The sequence below is a fragment of the Actinosynnema sp. NPDC004786 genome, from assembly GCF_053601135.1.
The window spans coordinates 1-15,294 of sequence record NZ_JBSGBG010000073.1; the positions used below are offsets into that span (position 1 = coordinate 1).

General features: G+C 72.5%; 14 protein-coding genes. 5 read left to right on the forward strand and 9 right to left on the reverse strand.

Annotation, left to right across the window (positions count from 1 at the left end; genetic code table 11):
- Nucleotides 1–284: 284 nt before the first annotated feature.
- From ACWEFJ_RS37145 to nucS, 8 genes are all read right to left on the reverse strand, one after another.
- The gene (locus ACWEFJ_RS37145) at nt 285–1,790 is read right to left on the reverse strand and encodes an aldehyde dehydrogenase family protein (RefSeq protein ID WP_449716636.1); all 1,506 of its coding nucleotides are present in this window, start codon (nt 1,788–1,790) and stop codon (nt 285–287) included.
- An 83-nt stretch (nt 1,791–1,873) separates the two neighbouring features.
- Nucleotides 1,874–2,869: a hypothetical protein gene (locus ACWEFJ_RS37150; RefSeq protein WP_449716637.1), complete on the reverse strand. Its 996-nt coding sequence runs from the start codon at nt 2,867–2,869 to the stop codon at nt 1,874–1,876.
- Nucleotides 2,870–3,069: 200 nt separating this feature from the next.
- Entirely contained in the window at nt 3,070–3,327 is a 258-nt protein-coding gene (locus tag ACWEFJ_RS37155) for a hypothetical protein (protein WP_378091688.1), read from the reverse strand.
- A 68-nt stretch (nt 3,328–3,395) separates the two neighbouring features.
- Nucleotides 3,396–5,081 carry a sodium:solute symporter family protein gene (locus ACWEFJ_RS37160; protein ID WP_378091686.1) on the reverse strand — a complete coding sequence of 562 codons (1,686 nt, stop codon included), beginning with the start codon at nt 5,079–5,081 and terminating at the stop codon, nt 3,396–3,398.
- A 176-nt stretch (nt 5,082–5,257) separates the two neighbouring features.
- The gene (locus ACWEFJ_RS37165) at nt 5,258–5,437 is read right to left on the reverse strand and encodes a hypothetical protein (RefSeq protein ID WP_378091684.1); all 180 of its coding nucleotides are present in this window, start codon (nt 5,435–5,437) and stop codon (nt 5,258–5,260) included.
- Nucleotides 5,438–5,736: 299 nt separating this feature from the next.
- Nucleotides 5,737–7,851, reverse strand: a complete 2,115-nt coding sequence (locus tag ACWEFJ_RS37170) for an ATP-binding protein (protein WP_449716638.1) — start codon at nt 7,849–7,851, stop codon at nt 5,737–5,739.
- Nucleotides 7,852–7,853: 2 nt separating this feature from the next.
- A complete protein-coding gene (locus ACWEFJ_RS37175) occupies nt 7,854–9,854 on the reverse strand; it encodes a TIR domain-containing protein (protein ID WP_449716639.1) in 2,001 nt (666 codons plus the stop codon).
- A 183-nt stretch (nt 9,855–10,037) separates the two neighbouring features.
- Nucleotides 10,038–10,697 carry an endonuclease NucS gene (gene nucS / locus ACWEFJ_RS37180; RefSeq protein WP_378091678.1) on the reverse strand — a complete coding sequence of 220 codons (660 nt, stop codon included), beginning with the start codon at nt 10,695–10,697 and terminating at the stop codon, nt 10,038–10,040.
- Nucleotides 10,698–10,753: 56 nt separating this feature from the next.
- On the opposite strand from nucS, the gene ACWEFJ_RS37185 reads away from it, so the two are divergent.
- The 4 genes from ACWEFJ_RS37185 (at nt 10,754) to ACWEFJ_RS37200 (ending at nt 13,631) form a co-directional block, all read left to right on the forward strand.
- Nucleotides 10,754–12,148, forward strand: coding sequence for an amino acid permease (locus tag ACWEFJ_RS37185; RefSeq protein ID WP_449716640.1), 1,395 nt, complete (start codon nt 10,754–10,756; stop codon nt 12,146–12,148).
- 2 nt (nt 12,149–12,150) lie between these two features.
- Nucleotides 12,151–12,687 carry an NUDIX domain-containing protein gene (locus tag ACWEFJ_RS37190; protein WP_378091674.1) on the forward strand — a complete coding sequence of 179 codons (537 nt, stop codon included), beginning with the start codon at nt 12,151–12,153 and terminating at the stop codon, nt 12,685–12,687.
- Nucleotides 12,684–13,205 (forward strand): GNAT family N-acetyltransferase, encoded by a 522-nt coding sequence (locus tag ACWEFJ_RS37195; RefSeq protein WP_378091672.1) that lies wholly within the window; start codon nt 12,684–12,686, stop codon nt 13,203–13,205. Before ACWEFJ_RS37190 ends, ACWEFJ_RS37195 begins: the two co-directional genes overlap by 4 nt.
- Before the next feature lie 75 nt (nt 13,206–13,280).
- Nucleotides 13,281–13,631 carry a DoxX family protein gene (locus ACWEFJ_RS37200; protein ID WP_378091670.1) on the forward strand — a complete coding sequence of 117 codons (351 nt, stop codon included), beginning with the start codon at nt 13,281–13,283 and terminating at the stop codon, nt 13,629–13,631.
- Here the strand turns inward: ACWEFJ_RS37200 and ACWEFJ_RS37205 are convergent.
- On the reverse strand, nt 13,628–14,401 hold the full coding sequence (locus tag ACWEFJ_RS37205) for an enoyl-CoA hydratase-related protein (RefSeq protein WP_449716641.1): 774 nt from the start codon (nt 14,399–14,401) through the stop codon (nt 13,628–13,630). The two genes, ACWEFJ_RS37200 and ACWEFJ_RS37205, sit on opposite strands and share 4 nt — an antisense overlap.
- 56 nt (nt 14,402–14,457) lie before the next feature.
- Between ACWEFJ_RS37205 and ACWEFJ_RS37210 the strand changes: the two genes are divergently transcribed.
- On the forward strand, nt 14,458–15,291 hold the full coding sequence (locus ACWEFJ_RS37210) for a hypothetical protein (RefSeq protein ID WP_378091666.1): 834 nt from the start codon (nt 14,458–14,460) through the stop codon (nt 15,289–15,291).
- Nucleotides 15,292–15,294 lie beyond the last annotated feature (3 nt).

The following is a 15,294-nucleotide window of genomic DNA, read 5'->3' on the forward strand; positions in this document are numbered from 1 at the left end:
GCCGGGCCTGCCGGCTTTGGCCTGCCCCTGGTACCCGTAAGGGCCCCATGTCAAATCGAGCCGGACCCGAGCGCTGAACTCACCGTCCCTGAACGCAGGACTCTCGCACCCTCAACTCAGGACTCTCGCGCTCCCAACGTACGACTCACGCGTTCTGAACGTACGACTCACGCGCCCTGAACGTAGGACACACGCGTTCTGAACGTACGACTCACGCGCTCCCAACGTACGACACACGCGTTCTCAACGTAGGACACGCGCGTTCTGAACGTAGGACACGCGCGTCAGCGGCCGTAGAGGAGGCGGACCATGCGCAGGACGCGGCGGATCGTGCGCGAGCCCCGCTCGTACGTCATCGGGTCCAACAACGCCCCGAACCGCTTCCGCGTCACCGAGTGCGCGTACGTGAACTCCCGCAACCCGTCCTCACCGTGGATCCGCCCGAACCCGGACCCGCCTACCCCGCCGAACGGCAACCCCGGCACCGACGCGTACGCCAGCACCGCGTTGACCGACACCATCCCGCACCGCAACCGGTCGGCCAACTCCTCGCCCCGGTTGCGCGAGTACACCGAAGCGCCCAACCCGAACGCCGACGCGTTGGCCCGCCGAACGGCCTCGTCCGCGTCCGCCACCCGCGTGACGACCAGCGTCGGCCCGAACGTCTCCTCGGTCACCGCGGTCGAGTCGTCCGGCACGTCCACCAGCACCACGGGCTCCACGTACGGCGGCCGGATCGACTCCAGCCCGCCCACCACCGCCCGACCGCCGCGCTCCAGCGCGTCGGCCACGTGCGACTGGATCACGTCCACCTGCCCCGGCATGGTGATCGGTCCGAAGTGGGCGTCCGCCTCACCACCCGGCCGCAACTTCTTCGCCTTCTCCACCACCAGCGCGACGAACTCGTCGTACACCGCGTCCGCCACGTACACCTGCTCCACCCCGGCGCACGTCTGCCCGGCGTTGAACGTCCCGCCCCACACCGCACCATCAGCAGCCGCCCGCACGTCGGCGTCCTCGGCCACGATCAGCGGGTCCTTGCCGCCGCACTCCAGCAGCACCGGCGTCAACGACGCCGCGCACGCCGCCATCACCTTCTTCCCGGTCGCGGTGGACCCGGTGAACGCCAGCTTGTCCACTCCGGACGCGCACAGCGCCGCGCCGGTCTCGCCGAACCCGGTCACCACCTGGAGCACCGGGAACTCCGGCACCACCTCGCCGAGCGTCGAGACGAGGAACTCGCCCACGCCGGGCGTGAACTCCGAGGGCTTGAACACCACCGCGTTGCCCGCCGCCAGCGCGTACGCGATCGACCCGATCGGCGTGAACGCCGGGTAGTTCCACGGCCCGATCACCCCGACCACGCCCAGCGGCCGGTACTCCAGCGACGCCGCGTGGTTGTACATCAGCAGGCCGGACGACACCTTGCGCTTGCCCAGCGCCTTCGCCGCGTTCCGGGCGACCCAGTGCAGGTGGTCGATGACCAGCGCCAGCTCGGTCCGCGCGTCGTCCGCCGACTTGCCGGTCTCCGCGCTGATCAGCGCCTGGAACTCGTCCAGCCGCTTGACCAGCACCTTGCGCCACGCGTCCAGCCGCGCCCGCCTGCCGTCGAACCCGAGCCCGGCCCAGAACACGGCCGCCTCCCGCGCCACCCGCACGGCCTGCCGGACGTCCTCCTCCGACGCCACGGGGTGGTGGGCGATGACCTCGCCCGTCCGGGGGTCGAGCGACGCGAACCGCCGCTGCTCGTCGTCGGCGCGCGCGGGAGTGGGGGGAGCGGTTTGCGTCATCTGGCCCTCCAAGCACGAGCAGAAGCACGAACGCGGGTGTTACCGGACAGTAACGGGTAACGGGTGGTGATGTCAGCCCCCGTTCAGCCCTTCGGGATCTTGCCGACGACCGCCTTGGCGAACGCCACCGCCGCCGCGCAGCGGTCGAACTCCGAGTCCTTCGGCCCGGCGGACTTCACGTCGACGATCTCGCCCTCGTTGTCCGAGCCGACCAGCTGCACCCATTTGACCTCGCACGACGGGAACGCCGTGCTGCTCGCCACCTGGTACCCGGTCACGCCGCCGCCCAGGTCGACCTCCGTCTGCCCCTCGTCGAACTCGCGGTCGTCGGGGATGAACGCCTCGCGCAGCGTGAGCGTCAGCTCGCGGTCCTCACCGACCCAAGCGCACGTGTGCAGGCCGTACGGATACACACGGTAACCGGGCCCCGACGCCGCCTCGATCGTTGGCCGGTCCGGCAGGACGCACGGGTCCAGCGTGATGAGCGAGCCCTTCGCGGGCGTGCGGGCCGCCCCGCCCGCCTTGAGCCGCTCGACGACGGACTCGGCCACCTGGCGGCCGGGGCCGCACGCGTCGCCGTCCTCGTAGCCGATCTGGACCGTGATGCCCAGGCCCGGCTGCTCCTGCGTGATCACCGAGACGAAGCACGCGCTGTTCTCCAGCACCTGCTCGTAGCTGCGCAGGCCGGCGAGCTGCTTGTCGGCGTTCTTCAGCTCGGTGGTCATGGTCTGGCCGATCTCGACCGTGACCGCGAGGTCCTTGCCGTTCTTGTCCTTCATGAAGTTCGAGCACCGGCTGAAGCCGCTGCGCGAGCGCTCACCGGGCGTGCCGAGCCGCTTGAGGACCTCCTCGTCCAGCAGCTCGCACGGGTCGGTCAGCCGCATCCGGTCCGGCGCGAACGCCGGGTCGACCGGCTGCCCGGACACGGGCGGCGACGTCCGGCTCGTCCCGCTCGGGTCGGAGACGTTCTCGGCGTTGGCCGGGATGGTGGTGCGCGGGAAGTGCTGCTTGGCCAGATCCGCCCCGGCGCAGCCGGCCAGCAGCAGGATCGAGCTCAACACGGCGACGAGACGGGGCACGGGTGCACGGTAGCGACCGACTGCGCCATTCGTGGCACGAACCCTGTGTCCGTCCTCACTACGACCCTCGGGAACGATTCAGAAGATCGACGCGCTGAACCTGGTGGACCCCGACGAAAGGATCATCACCGAATGCGCAACCGCATCCGACGCGCAGTCCGCTGGCTCGACACCTGGACGGTCGAGGCGTTCAACCCGGTCTACCCCCGGCGCTGACGCCCGTCCTGCCCCTCCTCATCGGGCACGATCACCGGCCGCAGGAGCGCCCAGGCGGCGAACACCGCCGCCAGCGCGAGCATCCCCACCGCGGTCCACAGGTTGATGTTGAGCCCGTCCGCCTTGGCCAGGTCGGCCTCGTCGGTGAAGCCGAGCCCGACCACCAGCAGCACCACGCCGTAGAGGCCGAACAGCACCGCGATCACCAGTCGCAGGTCGAACAGGCCGGCCTTGTGCGCCACGACCCACCTCCTTCACTCCCGAGTACGCTCAGCCGACGCTCAGCGACAGACGATGTCGAGCACGACGCTCAGCGGAAGACGATGTTGAGCACGGCGGTCAGCACCAGCACGCCGACGCCCAGGAGCACCGGCGAGCGGTACCAGCCCGCGTCGTCGCCCGTGGTGGAGTGCCTGCGGTCCGCCTTGGGCGTCAGGCTGTAGACCAGCCCGACCAGCCGCTCCTCCGGCACCGGCCGGGTGAACGCGGTCACCACCACGCTCACCACGATGTCCACCGCGAACGCCACGCCCGCGCCGACGAAGCTGGCGCCCTGGCCCGGCAGGTCGAGCACCCCGGTCTCGGCGAGCACGAACACCAGCACCGCGGCGAGCGTCCCCGCCACCAAGCCCGACCAGCCCGCCGCCGCCGACATCCGCTTCCAGAACATGGCCAGGATGAACGTGGCGAACAGCGGCGCGTTGAAGAACGAGAACAGCGCCTGGATGTAGTCCATGATGTTGCCGTAGCCGGAGGCCAGGAACGCCGTCCCGATGGCGACCACCGTGCCGCCGATCGTGGCGAGCCGGCCGACCCGCAGGTAGTACTCGTCCGGCCGGTCCTTCTTGACGTAGTCCTGCCACAGGTCGTACGTGAACACCGTGTTGAACGACGACACGTTCGCCGCGACGCCCGCCATGAACGACGCCAGCAGGCCGGTGATGGCGATGCCGAGCATGCCGTTGGGCAGCAACTCGCCGATCAGCGCCGGCAGCGCGTTGTTGTAGACCACCCCGCCGCTGTCCTCGCCCGCCTTGAGCGCCACCATCTCCGGCACGATCAGCGCCGCGATGATGCCCGGGATGATGATCACGAACGGGATCAGCATCTTCGGGTACGCGCCGATGATCGGCGTGCGCCGGGCCGCGGACATGCTCTTCGCCGACAGCGCGCGTTGCACCTCGGCGAAGTTGGTCGTCCAGTAGCCGAACGAGAGCACGAAGCCCAGGCCGAACACGATGCCGATGACGCTGAGCACCGGGTTCTCGATGCCGGTCAGCTCGGTCGCGGGCCACGCCGAGAGCTGCTCCGCCCCGCCCGGACCGGCGGTGACCCGGTCCACCAGGCCGTCCCAGCCGCCCACCCGGTGCAGGCCGACGACGGTCAGCGGCAGCAGCGCGGCGACGATCACGAAGAACTGCAGCACCTCGTTGTAGATGGCCGCGGACAGGCCGCCCAGCGTGGTGTACGCGAGCACGATCAACGCGGCGGCGACCACCGAGAACGGGATCGGCCAGCCGAGCATGAGGTTGAGCAGGAAGGCCAGCGCGTACAGGTTCACGCCCGCGATCAGCACCTGGGCGACGGCGAAGCTGATCGCGTTGACCAGGTGCGCGCCCTTGCCGAAGCGGCGGCGCAGGAACTCCGGGACGCTGCGGACCTTCGAGCCGTAGTAGAACGGCATCATCACCAGGCCGAGGAACACCATGGCCGGGATCGCGCCGATCCAGTAGTAGTGCATGGTCGCCATGCCGTACTGCGCGCCGTTGGCCGCCATGCCGAGCAGCTCGATCGCGCCGAGGTTGGCGGAGATGAACGCCAGACCCGTCACCCAGGCGGGCAACGAGCGGCCGGAGAGCAGGAAGTCCAGGCTGGACGAGACGGACCGGCGGGCCAGGAAGCCGATGCCGAGGACGAACAGGAAGTACACGGCCAGCAGGGCGTAGTCCAACGGACCGGCGTCCAGCCTGAGATCCACCTGGGCCAGTACGGGCACGTCCGCCCACCTCCCTGATCGAACAACCCCGAACACCGTCGCGCGCGACAACGCACGAACGCGCACTACCGCACATCCGATCAAGCCGACGGTAGTGCACCTCGGCGACCTTCGCCGGTTTGAACTACCCCGGGCTAAACCTCAGGTGGGAGGGGCCGCGCCCGACGGGGCGGGGATCAGCCGGTGAGGACGAACGGCGTCTCGGCGTAGACCGGTCCGGACGTCGCGCCGATGGTGACCTGCGTGCCGGGCGCGGCGTCGCCGAAGGAGTCGGGCACCCGCACCGGGACGTCGGCGAACCGGCCGACCGCGTCCGCGGTGGTGTCGCCGATGCGCCGGCCGTGGAAGGTGAACACCACTCGACCGTGTGCGGGATAACCGTCGCCGCTGAGCCGGAGCTCGCCGCCGGCGTGACCGGCGAGCGGCTGCGCCGCGAGGTGCGCGGCGGGGGAAGGCGCGACGGCGGTCGAACTCAACGCCGCCACGACGGGCGCCGGGAGGGGCGGCTGCGCGGCGCAGCCGGCCAGGAGGAGGGGAGCGAACGGGAGCAGGACGAGTAAACCGGGTCTTCGTCTTCGCACAGCGCCTCCCCAGGCCCGTCGACGGGAGGGTCAGCGTATATCGGGAAATCCGCCGTGCCACGCGCCCGAACGGCTTACCCGGGTGATGCCGGATCGCCGGTATCGGCGAGGAGCGCCCGCAATTCCGCGGCGACCTCGTCGGCTTTGGGCGACCCCAGTTCCCGGTACAGCTCCATTGCCGCTCTCCACCGCGTCGCGGCGGGATCGACCGCGCCCCGGTCCGCCGACAACCGACCGAGCGAGCGCAACGCCTCGGCCTCCTCGTACCGGCTGCCGCACGCCCGACCGGCCTCCAGCGCCTTCAGGTGCTCGGCCTCCGCCCGCTCCCGCTGTCCGCGCCGGGACGCGATGACGCCGCCGAGGTTGTGGGCCTCGGCGAGGTCCAGCGGCACGTCGAGCTGCGCGAAGATCGCGATCGCCCGCTCCAGGTCGGCGGCGGCCTCGTCCAGCGCGCCGAGTTCGACGTGCATCTTCGCGCGGCTGCGCCACGCGATCGCGGTGTTGCGGCGTGCCCCGGCCTCGATGTAGTAGTCCAGCGCGGTGGCGTTGAGGCGCAACGCCCCCTCCAGGTCCCCGGTCCGGCGCAGCAGGACCGCGCGGTTGGCGACCGCGTTGCTCCAGCCGTGCCGGTCGCCGACCTCCGCGAACAACCGCTGCGCGGTCTCGTAGTGGACCGCGCCGGCCTCCGGTCGGCCGCACTCCAGCATCGCCCGTCCCAGGTCGTTGCGGATCCGTGCCTCGGCGTGCCGGTCCCCCAGCCGCAGGCACGCCGCCAGCGCCGCCTCGTGGCTGTCGATCCAGCCGCGCCACTGCTTGGCGAGGAAGAAGTAGCCGCGCAGCGTGTACGCGAGCCGCCACCGCCGGGTGTCGAGCTCCGGGCAGTCCAGCCGGCCGAGCGCCACGGCGTCCGACCACGTGGCGTGCAGCCACGACAACGCCGCCGCCCGGTCGTCGAACGACACCGCGTGCTCGGCCGACCCCACCGGCGGCAGCCGGTACCGGTTGGGCGTCACCAGGCGGTCGGCCCGGTCGGCGGTGTGCAGGTAGTGGTCCAGCAGACGGGTGCGGGCGGCCGCGACCTCCGCCGGGTCGCCGGCGGCGCACACCTCCGCCGCGTACAGGCGCAGCAGGTCGTGCGACGAGTACCGGCCCGGTGACGACTCCACGACGAGGTGCTTGTCGACCAGTTCGCGCAGCACCCGGGTGGCCCGCGCGCGGGTCGCACCGCAGAGGGCGGCGAACTGGGGCACGTCGAACTCCCGGCCGGGATGCGCGCCGAGCAGCCGGAACGCCCGCGCGGTCGGCTCGGGCAGGCGGTGGTAGGACCACGACAGCACCGGGCGCACCGCCGACCGCGCGTCGTCGCCGAGGTCCAGCGCGTCGAGCCGTTCGCGCTCGTCGGCGAGTTCGGCGGCCACCGCGGCCAGCGGCACCTCCGGCCGGGAAAGCGCCAGCCGGCCGACGATCCGCAGCGCGAGCGGGAGGCCGGCGCAGTGGCCGGCCAGGTCGGCCGCGGCGTCGTCGCCGACCACCCGGTCGCCGAGCAGGGCGCGCAGCAGGTCGATGCTCCTGCCCCGGTCGAACACCTCCACGCCGAGCGACTCCGCGTTGTCGTGCACCGCGAGGCCGGGCAGCGCGTCCCGGCTGGTGACGAGCACCGGGCACGAGTGGTTGCCCGGCAGCAGCGGGCGCACCTGGTCGGCGCTGACGGCGTTGTCCAGCACGACCAGCACCCGGCGGCCCGCGAGCACGCTCCGGAAGTGGCTCGCGCGCTCGTGGGCCGGGCCGGGCACCTCCCCGTCCGGCACCCCCAGGGCGCGCAGGAAGGAACCGAGCACCTCGGTCGGGTCCAGCGGCTCGTCCGGTCCGTAGCCCCGCAGGTCCGCGTAGAGCTGCCCGTCGGGGAACTCGTCCGCGCGCGACCACGCCCACTCGACCACCAGCGCGGTCTTGCCGACCCCGCCCGGACCGGACACGACGGTGACCGGCGCGCGCTGCCCGCGCACCAAGTCGTCCAACCGCCGCGACTCCTCGGCGCGCCCGGTGAACCACCTCGGCGGCGCGGGGAGCTGCCTCGGGGCCGGGCGGGCGGGCCTGGAGTCGTGGAAGTGCAGGTCGCCGTAGATCCGGCCGGCCTGCACCAGGTTCGCCGACGTGGCCGAAGCCCGGTTGTGGACGTCCCCGCCCACCGCTACCTCGCCGCCGCGCCGCGCCGGAGCAGCAGGGCGACCAGCTTCTCGAAGTCGCCGTCCCTCCGGTAGTGGAGCCGCTTGATGTCGCGGGCGAGCGGCGGGACCGCGTCGTCCTTGTCGTCTTCCTCGTTGAGCATGAGCACCAGGGCCTGCGGCTTGTCACGCCGCTTGACGTCCATGTGGAGCGCGTAGCCGAACTCGCGCGTCGCCCACTCCGACGCCATGAAGTTCGCGCTGGCGCACGCCAGCACGTACCGGCTGCTGCGCAGGCCCACCTGGATGTTCTCGGTGATCAAATCGCCCGCCTCCAGCTCGACGTCGTCGTACCAGCACCGGACGTCGGCGGCCGTGAGGCGGTCGCGGATCTCCCGGATGAGCGGCTCGTCCCGCTTCGTGTGGCAGAGGTAGACGTCGAACTCGTAGTCGTCGGGCTTGCGGCCGACGGAGTCGCGCAACTTGGTCTTCAGCGCCGTGCGCTGCGGCACCGTGAGGTCGTTGATGCCGTCGGCCCCGATGTAGAGCATCTTCATCGACGTGGCGTCCCGCACCACCTCGTACGACTTCGCCTGTCCGGAGACCAGCTCCGGCAGGTCGACCCAGAGCACCGGGAAGTCGACGCCCTGCAACGTCACGTTCGGCTCGTCGACCGGTCGCACCACCCCGCTGGTGAGGATGTAGAGGCCGTGCTCGCCCTGCCTCAGCAGCTCGACGTCGAGGTCCACCGCGCCCTTGCGCACGGGGATGAGGTAGCTGTGCTCCTCCAGCACCCGCAGCGCCTCGCGCCACGCCTCGTCCCGGTCCTCCGGACTGGAGCCCTCGTCGCCGACGGAGCTGAGCGGTCCCGTCCGGTTCGGCCCGACGAGGTACGTCGCCGTCTGCGCGACGTGCTCCAGCACCCGTTCGTTGACGAAGTTGTCCAGCAGGTCCACCGCGAGCTTGCCCTGCCTGCTCCGCGACAGTCGCGCCCGGATGTCGTCGTTGTTGAACGACAGCAGCGCCACGTCGGTGAGCGCGACCAGGTCGGCCGTGCGGTTGCGGCCGAGCGCGTAGGCGAGTTCGCCCACGATGTCGCCCACGGTGTGCTCGTGCCGCGGCTCGGTGACGGGTCCGTAGCCCTCGTCCTCGAAGTTGTAGACCCCGACCCGGCCCCGCAGGATCAGGAACAACGAGTCGCCCGGGTCGTCGAACTTGCAGACGATCTCGCCGGCCTTGCGCTCGACCAGTTGGCCGAGGCGGAGCAGTTCGTTCAGCTGCCCCGGCCGCAGGACCGAGAAGATGCTCTCGCGCTCCCCCGACGACTTCAGCTTGTCGGGCACCCCGGCCAGCGCCATGGCGACTTCCTTGTCGCCCGAGTTCACCTGCCAGATGCGCTTGGCGTAGTAGAGGAGTTCCCACCCGTCGGCCCGACTGCGGCTGTCGAGGAAGGCGGCGCGGTCGTCCTGCCCCCGACCGCCCCACGCGGACGGCATGTCCGGGAACGACAGGAGGTGGAGCAACTGCGGTTGCAGGTTGCGGTGCGGGAACAGCCGCGGCTTCTCGAAGCGCAGGGTCGGGTCGGCGTTCGAGGAGACGACCTCCTCCCGGAACGCGTCCGACGCCACCACGCCCGCCGGCATGACCTGGGCGAGCAGCCAGCCGGCGTAGTTCATGGCCTCGCCCACCGGCTGCCGGCGCCCGTCCGCGCCGCTGGTCTCGGCGGCGACGCCGTGGTGGGCGGTGATGCGCAGCGGCACGCCGGCCGACAACGCCCACCCCCGCAACCTCGCGAGCAGCGCGACGGCGTCGGCGTGCCAGTCCGGGTCGAGGAACACGACGTGCCCGCCGTCGCCGCCGGACGACCACGCGATGCTGTCGTGGCCGAGGCGCACCACCCACTCGGCCACGATCCGGTTGATCTCGCGGACCCTGTCGAACTGCTTGTCGGGGTCCGAAGTGGAATGCCCCTCGATGTCGCACGAGACCACGGCGACCTTTCGGAGAACCGGGCGCGCAGTGGGCATGGGCATTCCTCCCCGAGCGTTACTCGCTTGTGCCGCGGAAGGCGCAGAAGTGCGGAAACGTCGTGGTGGCCTTCGCGTCACATTACCGTGCCGGGCCGAATACCGGCACGACCGGGGAAAGTGCCCGAGCGCGTTCCGGCCGCTCGCCGCGACGGGATCACCCGTCCGGTGGACCCGGACGACTCAGAACAGCCGGAACTCGTCGGACTCGATGCCGCGCAGCGCGTCGTAGTCCAGCACGACGCAGCGGATGCCCCGGTCCTCGGCGAGGGTGCGCGCCTGCGGCTTGATCTGCTGCGCCGCGAACACGCCCTTCACCGGCGCCAGCAGCGGGTCGCGGTTGAGCAGTTCCAGGTAGCGGGTCAGCTGCTCGACGCCGTCGATCTCGCCGCGGCGCTTGATCTCGACCGCCACGGAGCCGCCGGCGGCGTCGCGGCACATCAGGTCGACCGGGCCGATCGGGGTCGGGAACTCGCGGCGGACCAGGGTCCAGCCCTCGCCCAGCGTGGTGACGTGCTCGGCCAGCAGCTTCTGCAGGTCGGCCTCGACGCCGTCCTTGACCAGGCCCGGCTCGGGGCCCAGCTCGTGCTTGGAGTCGTGCAGCACCTCGGCCAGGGTGATGATCAGCTTCTCGCCCGCCTTGTTCTGCACGACCCACATGTCCGGGTCCTCGATCAGCCAGCACGGCGGGCTCATCCAGTTCAGCGGCTTGTACGCGCGGTCGTCGGAGTGGATCGACACCGAGCCGTCCGCCTTGATCAGCAGCAGCCTCTGCGCCATGGGCAGGTGGGCGGTGAGGCGTCCGACGTAGTCGACCTGGCAGCGAGCGATGACGAGGCGCACGGCCGACAGGCTACGGGGTGCGAACGCCGAACCACCGGCAGGTACCGTCGGCCGACGTGTCACCGCTGCGGCAGCTCCTGCGCACCAAGCCCGTCGACCCGATCGCCGACGAGGGCGCGCACCAGGGGCTGCGCCGCAGCCTCGGGCTGTTGCCGCTGGTCGCGCTCTCCGTGGGCGCGACGCTGGGCACGGGCATCTTCGTCGTGCTCGGGCAGGCCGCGCCGGTGGCCGGGCCCGCGGTGACCGTCTCGTTCGCCGTGGCGGCCCTGGCGGCGTTGTTCTCCGCGCTGTCCTACGCCGAGCTGGCGGGCGCGGTGCCGCTGTCCGGGTCGGCCTACTCCTACGCCTACGCGACGCTGGGCGAGCTGGTCGCGTGGGTGTGCGGGTGGTGCCTGCTGCTGGAGTACGGCGTGTCGGTGGCGGCGGTCGCGGTCGGCTGGAGCGGCTACCTCAACGCGTTCCTCGACGCCGCGCTCGGGTTCCAACTCCCCCCGGCGCTGTCCGGCGAGGTGGTGAACCTGCCGGCGGCGGTGGTCGTGCTGCTGGCCACGGCCGTGCTGCTCGGCGGCGTGCGGGAGAGCGCGGCGGTGACCACGGTGACCACGCTGCTCAAGGTGGCGGTGCTGGTGTTCTTCGTGGTGGTGGCGGTGTTCGGGTTCCGCGCCGGCAACCTCGCGCCGTTCGCGCCGGCCGGGGTCGCGGGCATCACCGGCGCGGCGTCGCTGGTGTTCTTCTCGTTCATCGGGTTCGACGCCGCGTCCACGGCCGGCGAGGAGGCGCGCGACCCGCAGCGGGACCTGCCGCGGGCCATCGTGCTCTCGCTGGCGGTGGTCACGGTCGTGTACGTGCTGGTGGCGCTGACCGCCGTGGGCGCGGTGGGCGTGGACGCGCTGGCCGGTTCGGACGCGTCGCTGGCCGCGGTGCTGCTGCGGGTCACGGGCTCGGGGTGGCCCGCGACCGTGCTGGCGGCGGGCGCGGTGGTCGCCATCGCGTCGGTGGTGCTGACCGTCCTGTACGGACAGACGCGGGTGCTGGTGGCGATGGCGCGGGACGGCCTGGTGCCGCGGGTGTTCGCCCGGCTGGGCGCGAAGCGGGTGCCCGCGGTGAACACCGTGCTGGTGGGCGTGGTCGTCGCGGCGCTGGCCGCGCTGGTGCCGCTCGGGCAGTTGGCGGAGGCCACGAGCATCGGCACGCTGGTGGCGTTCAGCCTGGTCAACGTGGGCGTGGTGGTGTTGCGGCGCACCCGGCCCGACCTGCCGCGCGGCTTCCGCACGCCGTGGGTGCCGGTGGTGCCGCTGCTCGGGTTGGGGATGTGCGTGGTGTTGGTGGCGGGCCTGGCGCCCGCCACGTGGACGGCCTTCGGCGTCTGGTCCGCCGCGGGTCTGGTGGTGTACTTCGCCTACGGGCGACGCCGGTCGGAACTCGCCCGGCATTCGGCACAGGGAGAGTGATCGTGGAAACCCTCGGATCGCGTGAGGTGTACGCGAACCAGTGGATGGTGGTCCGGGAAGACGCCATCGGGCGCCCGGACGGGACCACCGGCATCTACGGCGTGGTGGACAAGCCCGACTTCGCGCTGGTGATCCCCATGGACGGCGAGCGGCTGCGGCTGGTCGAGCAGTACCGCTACCCGCTCGGCATGCGGCGCTGGGAGTTCCCGCAGGGCACCGCGCCCGAGCGGGCCGACGAGGAGCCGCTGGCGCTCGCGCGGCGCGAGCTGCGGGAGGAGACCGGGCTGCGGGCGGGCCGGCTGGTGCAGCTCGGCATGCTCGACGTCGCGCCGGGCATGTCCAGCCAGCGCGGCCGGGTGTTCCTGGCCACCGAGCTGACGGAGGGCTTCCACGAGCGGGAGCACGAGGAGCAGGACATGCGCTCGGCGTGGTTCCCGCGGGCCGAGTTCGAGGCGATGGTCGCGCGCGGTGACATCACCGACGCCCAGTCGATCGCGGCGTACACGCTGCTCCTGCTGCACGAGCACGCGCAACCGTGACCACCGGCATCGCGGAGCTGACCTCCGCCGAGCTGCTGGCGTGCGCCGAGGGGCTGGCCGACGTGCTGGCCGACGCCGTGGCGGACGGCGCGTCGGTCGGGTTCCTCAAGCCGCTGTCGCGGGTGCAGGCGCTGAAGTGGTGGCGGGCCAGGGCCGCGCCGGTCGCGAACGGCGTGCTGGCGCTGTGGGTGGCGCGGGACGGGGGCCGCGTGCTCGGCACCGTCCAGGTGCGGTTCGCCGACCCGGCCAACGGCGCGCACCGCGCCGAGGTGGCCAAGCTGATCGTGCACCGCGACGCGCGCGGGCGGGGCCTGGGCCGCGCGCTGCTCGACGTGGCCGAACGGGGCGCGGCCGAGCGCGGCGCGACCCTGCTCGTGCTGGACGCGCGAACCGGGTCGGCCGCCGAGCGGCTGTACCGCCGGGCCGGCTGGACCGAGGCCGGCGTGATCCCGGACTACGCCGCCGACCCGGACGGCGAGCTGCGGCCGACGACGTTGTTCTACAAGCGGGTGGGCTGACCGGTCACCTCGCGCGCCGCCCGCACGTCGGGTGGGTGGGCAGCCGCCCGCTCACCCGGACGTCCGGAGGTTCCCGTGGCCGCAGCGCACGTCGTCGTCACCGTCCTCACGATCCTCGCCAACGCCGGCATCGCCGTCGCCGACCTGGCGCGGGCGCGCTTCGTCCTGGCCAACTCGGCCGAGGTCGGCGTGCCCGCGTCGTGGGTGCCCGCGCTGGGCGCGCTGAAGGGCGCGGGCGCGGTCGGGCTGCTGCTCGGCCTGCTCGGGGCCCCCGTGATCGGCCGGGCGGCGGCGGTCGGGCTGGTGCTGTTCTTCGTCGGCGCGGTCGTCGCGCACCTGAAAGCGCGCGTGCTGCACAACATCGCGGCGCCCACCGCGTTCCTGGCCCTCGCCGTCGCCTCCCTCGCGCTCGACCCGGCCCGCTAGTCGGTCCAGACGGCCTGGCGCTTCTCCAGGAACGAGGACATGCCCTCCTTGGCCGCCGGGGTCTGCGACGCCGCCGCCATCACCTCCACCGCGATGGCGTAGGCGTCGGCCTCGGGCCGGTCGAGCTGGGCGTAGATCGTCTGCTTGCCCAACGCCTTGCTGGCCCGGCTGCCGCGGGTGGCGCGCCGCATCAGCTCGTCCACCGCGTCGTCCAGCTCGGCGAGCGGCACGACGCGGTTCACCAGGCCCCACCGCTCGGCGGTGCGCGCGTCCACCGCGTCGCCGGTCAGCGCCAGCTCCATCAACCGCTTGCGCCCCACCGCGCGGGCCACCGGCACGGCCGGGGTGTGGCAGAACCAGCCGCCCTTGCCGCCGGGCAGGGCGAACGCGGCCTCCTCCGCCGCCACCGCGAGGTCGCACGACGCCACCAGCTGGCAGCCGGCGGCGGTGGCCAGGCCGTGCACGCGGGCGATGACCACCTGGGGCACGGACTCGATGGTGCGCATCAGGTCCGTGCACAGGGTCAGCAGGTCGCGCACGCCCTCCAGGTCGCGGGACGCCACGTCGGCGAAGTCGTGCCCGGCGGAGAACACCGGCCCCTCGCCCGCGAGCACCACACCCGCGGCGTCGGACGCGGCGACCTCCCGGAACGCGGTCAGCAGCTCCGCCAGGTGCTCGGCGGACAACGAGTTGCGCCGTGCGGCGCGGTCCATGGTGATCCGCACGACGTCATCCGTGCGGTCGACGCGGATGTGCTGGTATTCGGCCATGTTGCGACCGTAACCGGCGGTGCAACCACCTGCCGGGGGAACACCGTCAAGCGGGCATGGGACTGCGATTCTTGGCCCTCGCCCTGGCGTTGTTGGCGGCGGGGTGCGCGGCCCGCGGCGAGTCGGCGCTGCCCGACCTGCCCGAGCAGCGCGCGATGCCGGGTGCGCCCGGCCGGACCGCCGGACCGGACCCGGCGTCCTTCCCGGTGACCGCCTCGCCGCGCCCGATCGTGCTGATCGGTTCGCCGCCGGCGTTGGTGCGCACGGCGGGCAGCGAGCAGGAGAAGGTCGCCGCGGGCAGCGGCCGGTTCACCTTCGGCGGCGTCGAACCGCCGACGCCGGGACCGGTGTCGGTGCGGCTGCCCGACGGCCCGGCGACGTTCCCGGTGATCGGGGTGCGCGAGGCGCTGACCGCGATGTCGGCGGACGGCCGTGACGGCGATCCGCTGGAGTTCGTGGCGGTGGAGCTGGGCACGGCCGAGTTCCCCACCGACCGGGGGCGGCGGGAGCTGCCCGCGTGGCGGTTCTCGACCGCGCTCGGCAGCGTGTGGGCGTGGCCCGCGATCACGCCCGACGCGTTCTGGCGGCTCGGCGAGGTGGGTTTCGCCCTGGACCAGGGGGCCGTCGCCGACGGGCGGCAGCTGGAGGTCCAGCTGCCCGCGCCGGCCCCGCCGTGCCCCGGCGAGGAGCCGACCGTCCTCGAACCGGTGGTGGAGGAGGGCGCGACGGCCGTGAAGGTGGGGGTGCGGACGGTGAGCGGCGGTGGGGGCAGCTGCGTGCGCGACGCCATGTACCGCAGCCAGACCTACACCGTGACCCTGGCGGAGCCGTTGGGCGCGCGGTTGCTGGTGGACGACAACGGCGGGGTCTTCGCCGTGGCGACGCGGTGAGGC

Coding starts and splice junctions, on each gene's coding strand:
- ACWEFJ_RS37145 (WP_449716636.1), bottom strand. CDS start 1,790: ATGACGCAAACCGCTCCCCCCACTCCCGCGCGCGCCGACGACGAGCAG.
- ACWEFJ_RS37175 (WP_449716639.1), bottom strand. CDS start 9,854: ATGCCCACTGCGCGCCCGGTTCTCCGAAAGGTCGCCGTGGTCTCGTGC.
- ACWEFJ_RS37205 (WP_449716641.1), bottom strand. CDS start 14,401: ATGGCCGAATACCAGCACATCCGCGTCGACCGCACGGATGACGTCGTG.
- ACWEFJ_RS37210 (WP_378091666.1), top strand. CDS start 14,458: ATGGGACTGCGATTCTTGGCCCTCGCCCTGGCGTTGTTGGCGGCGGGG.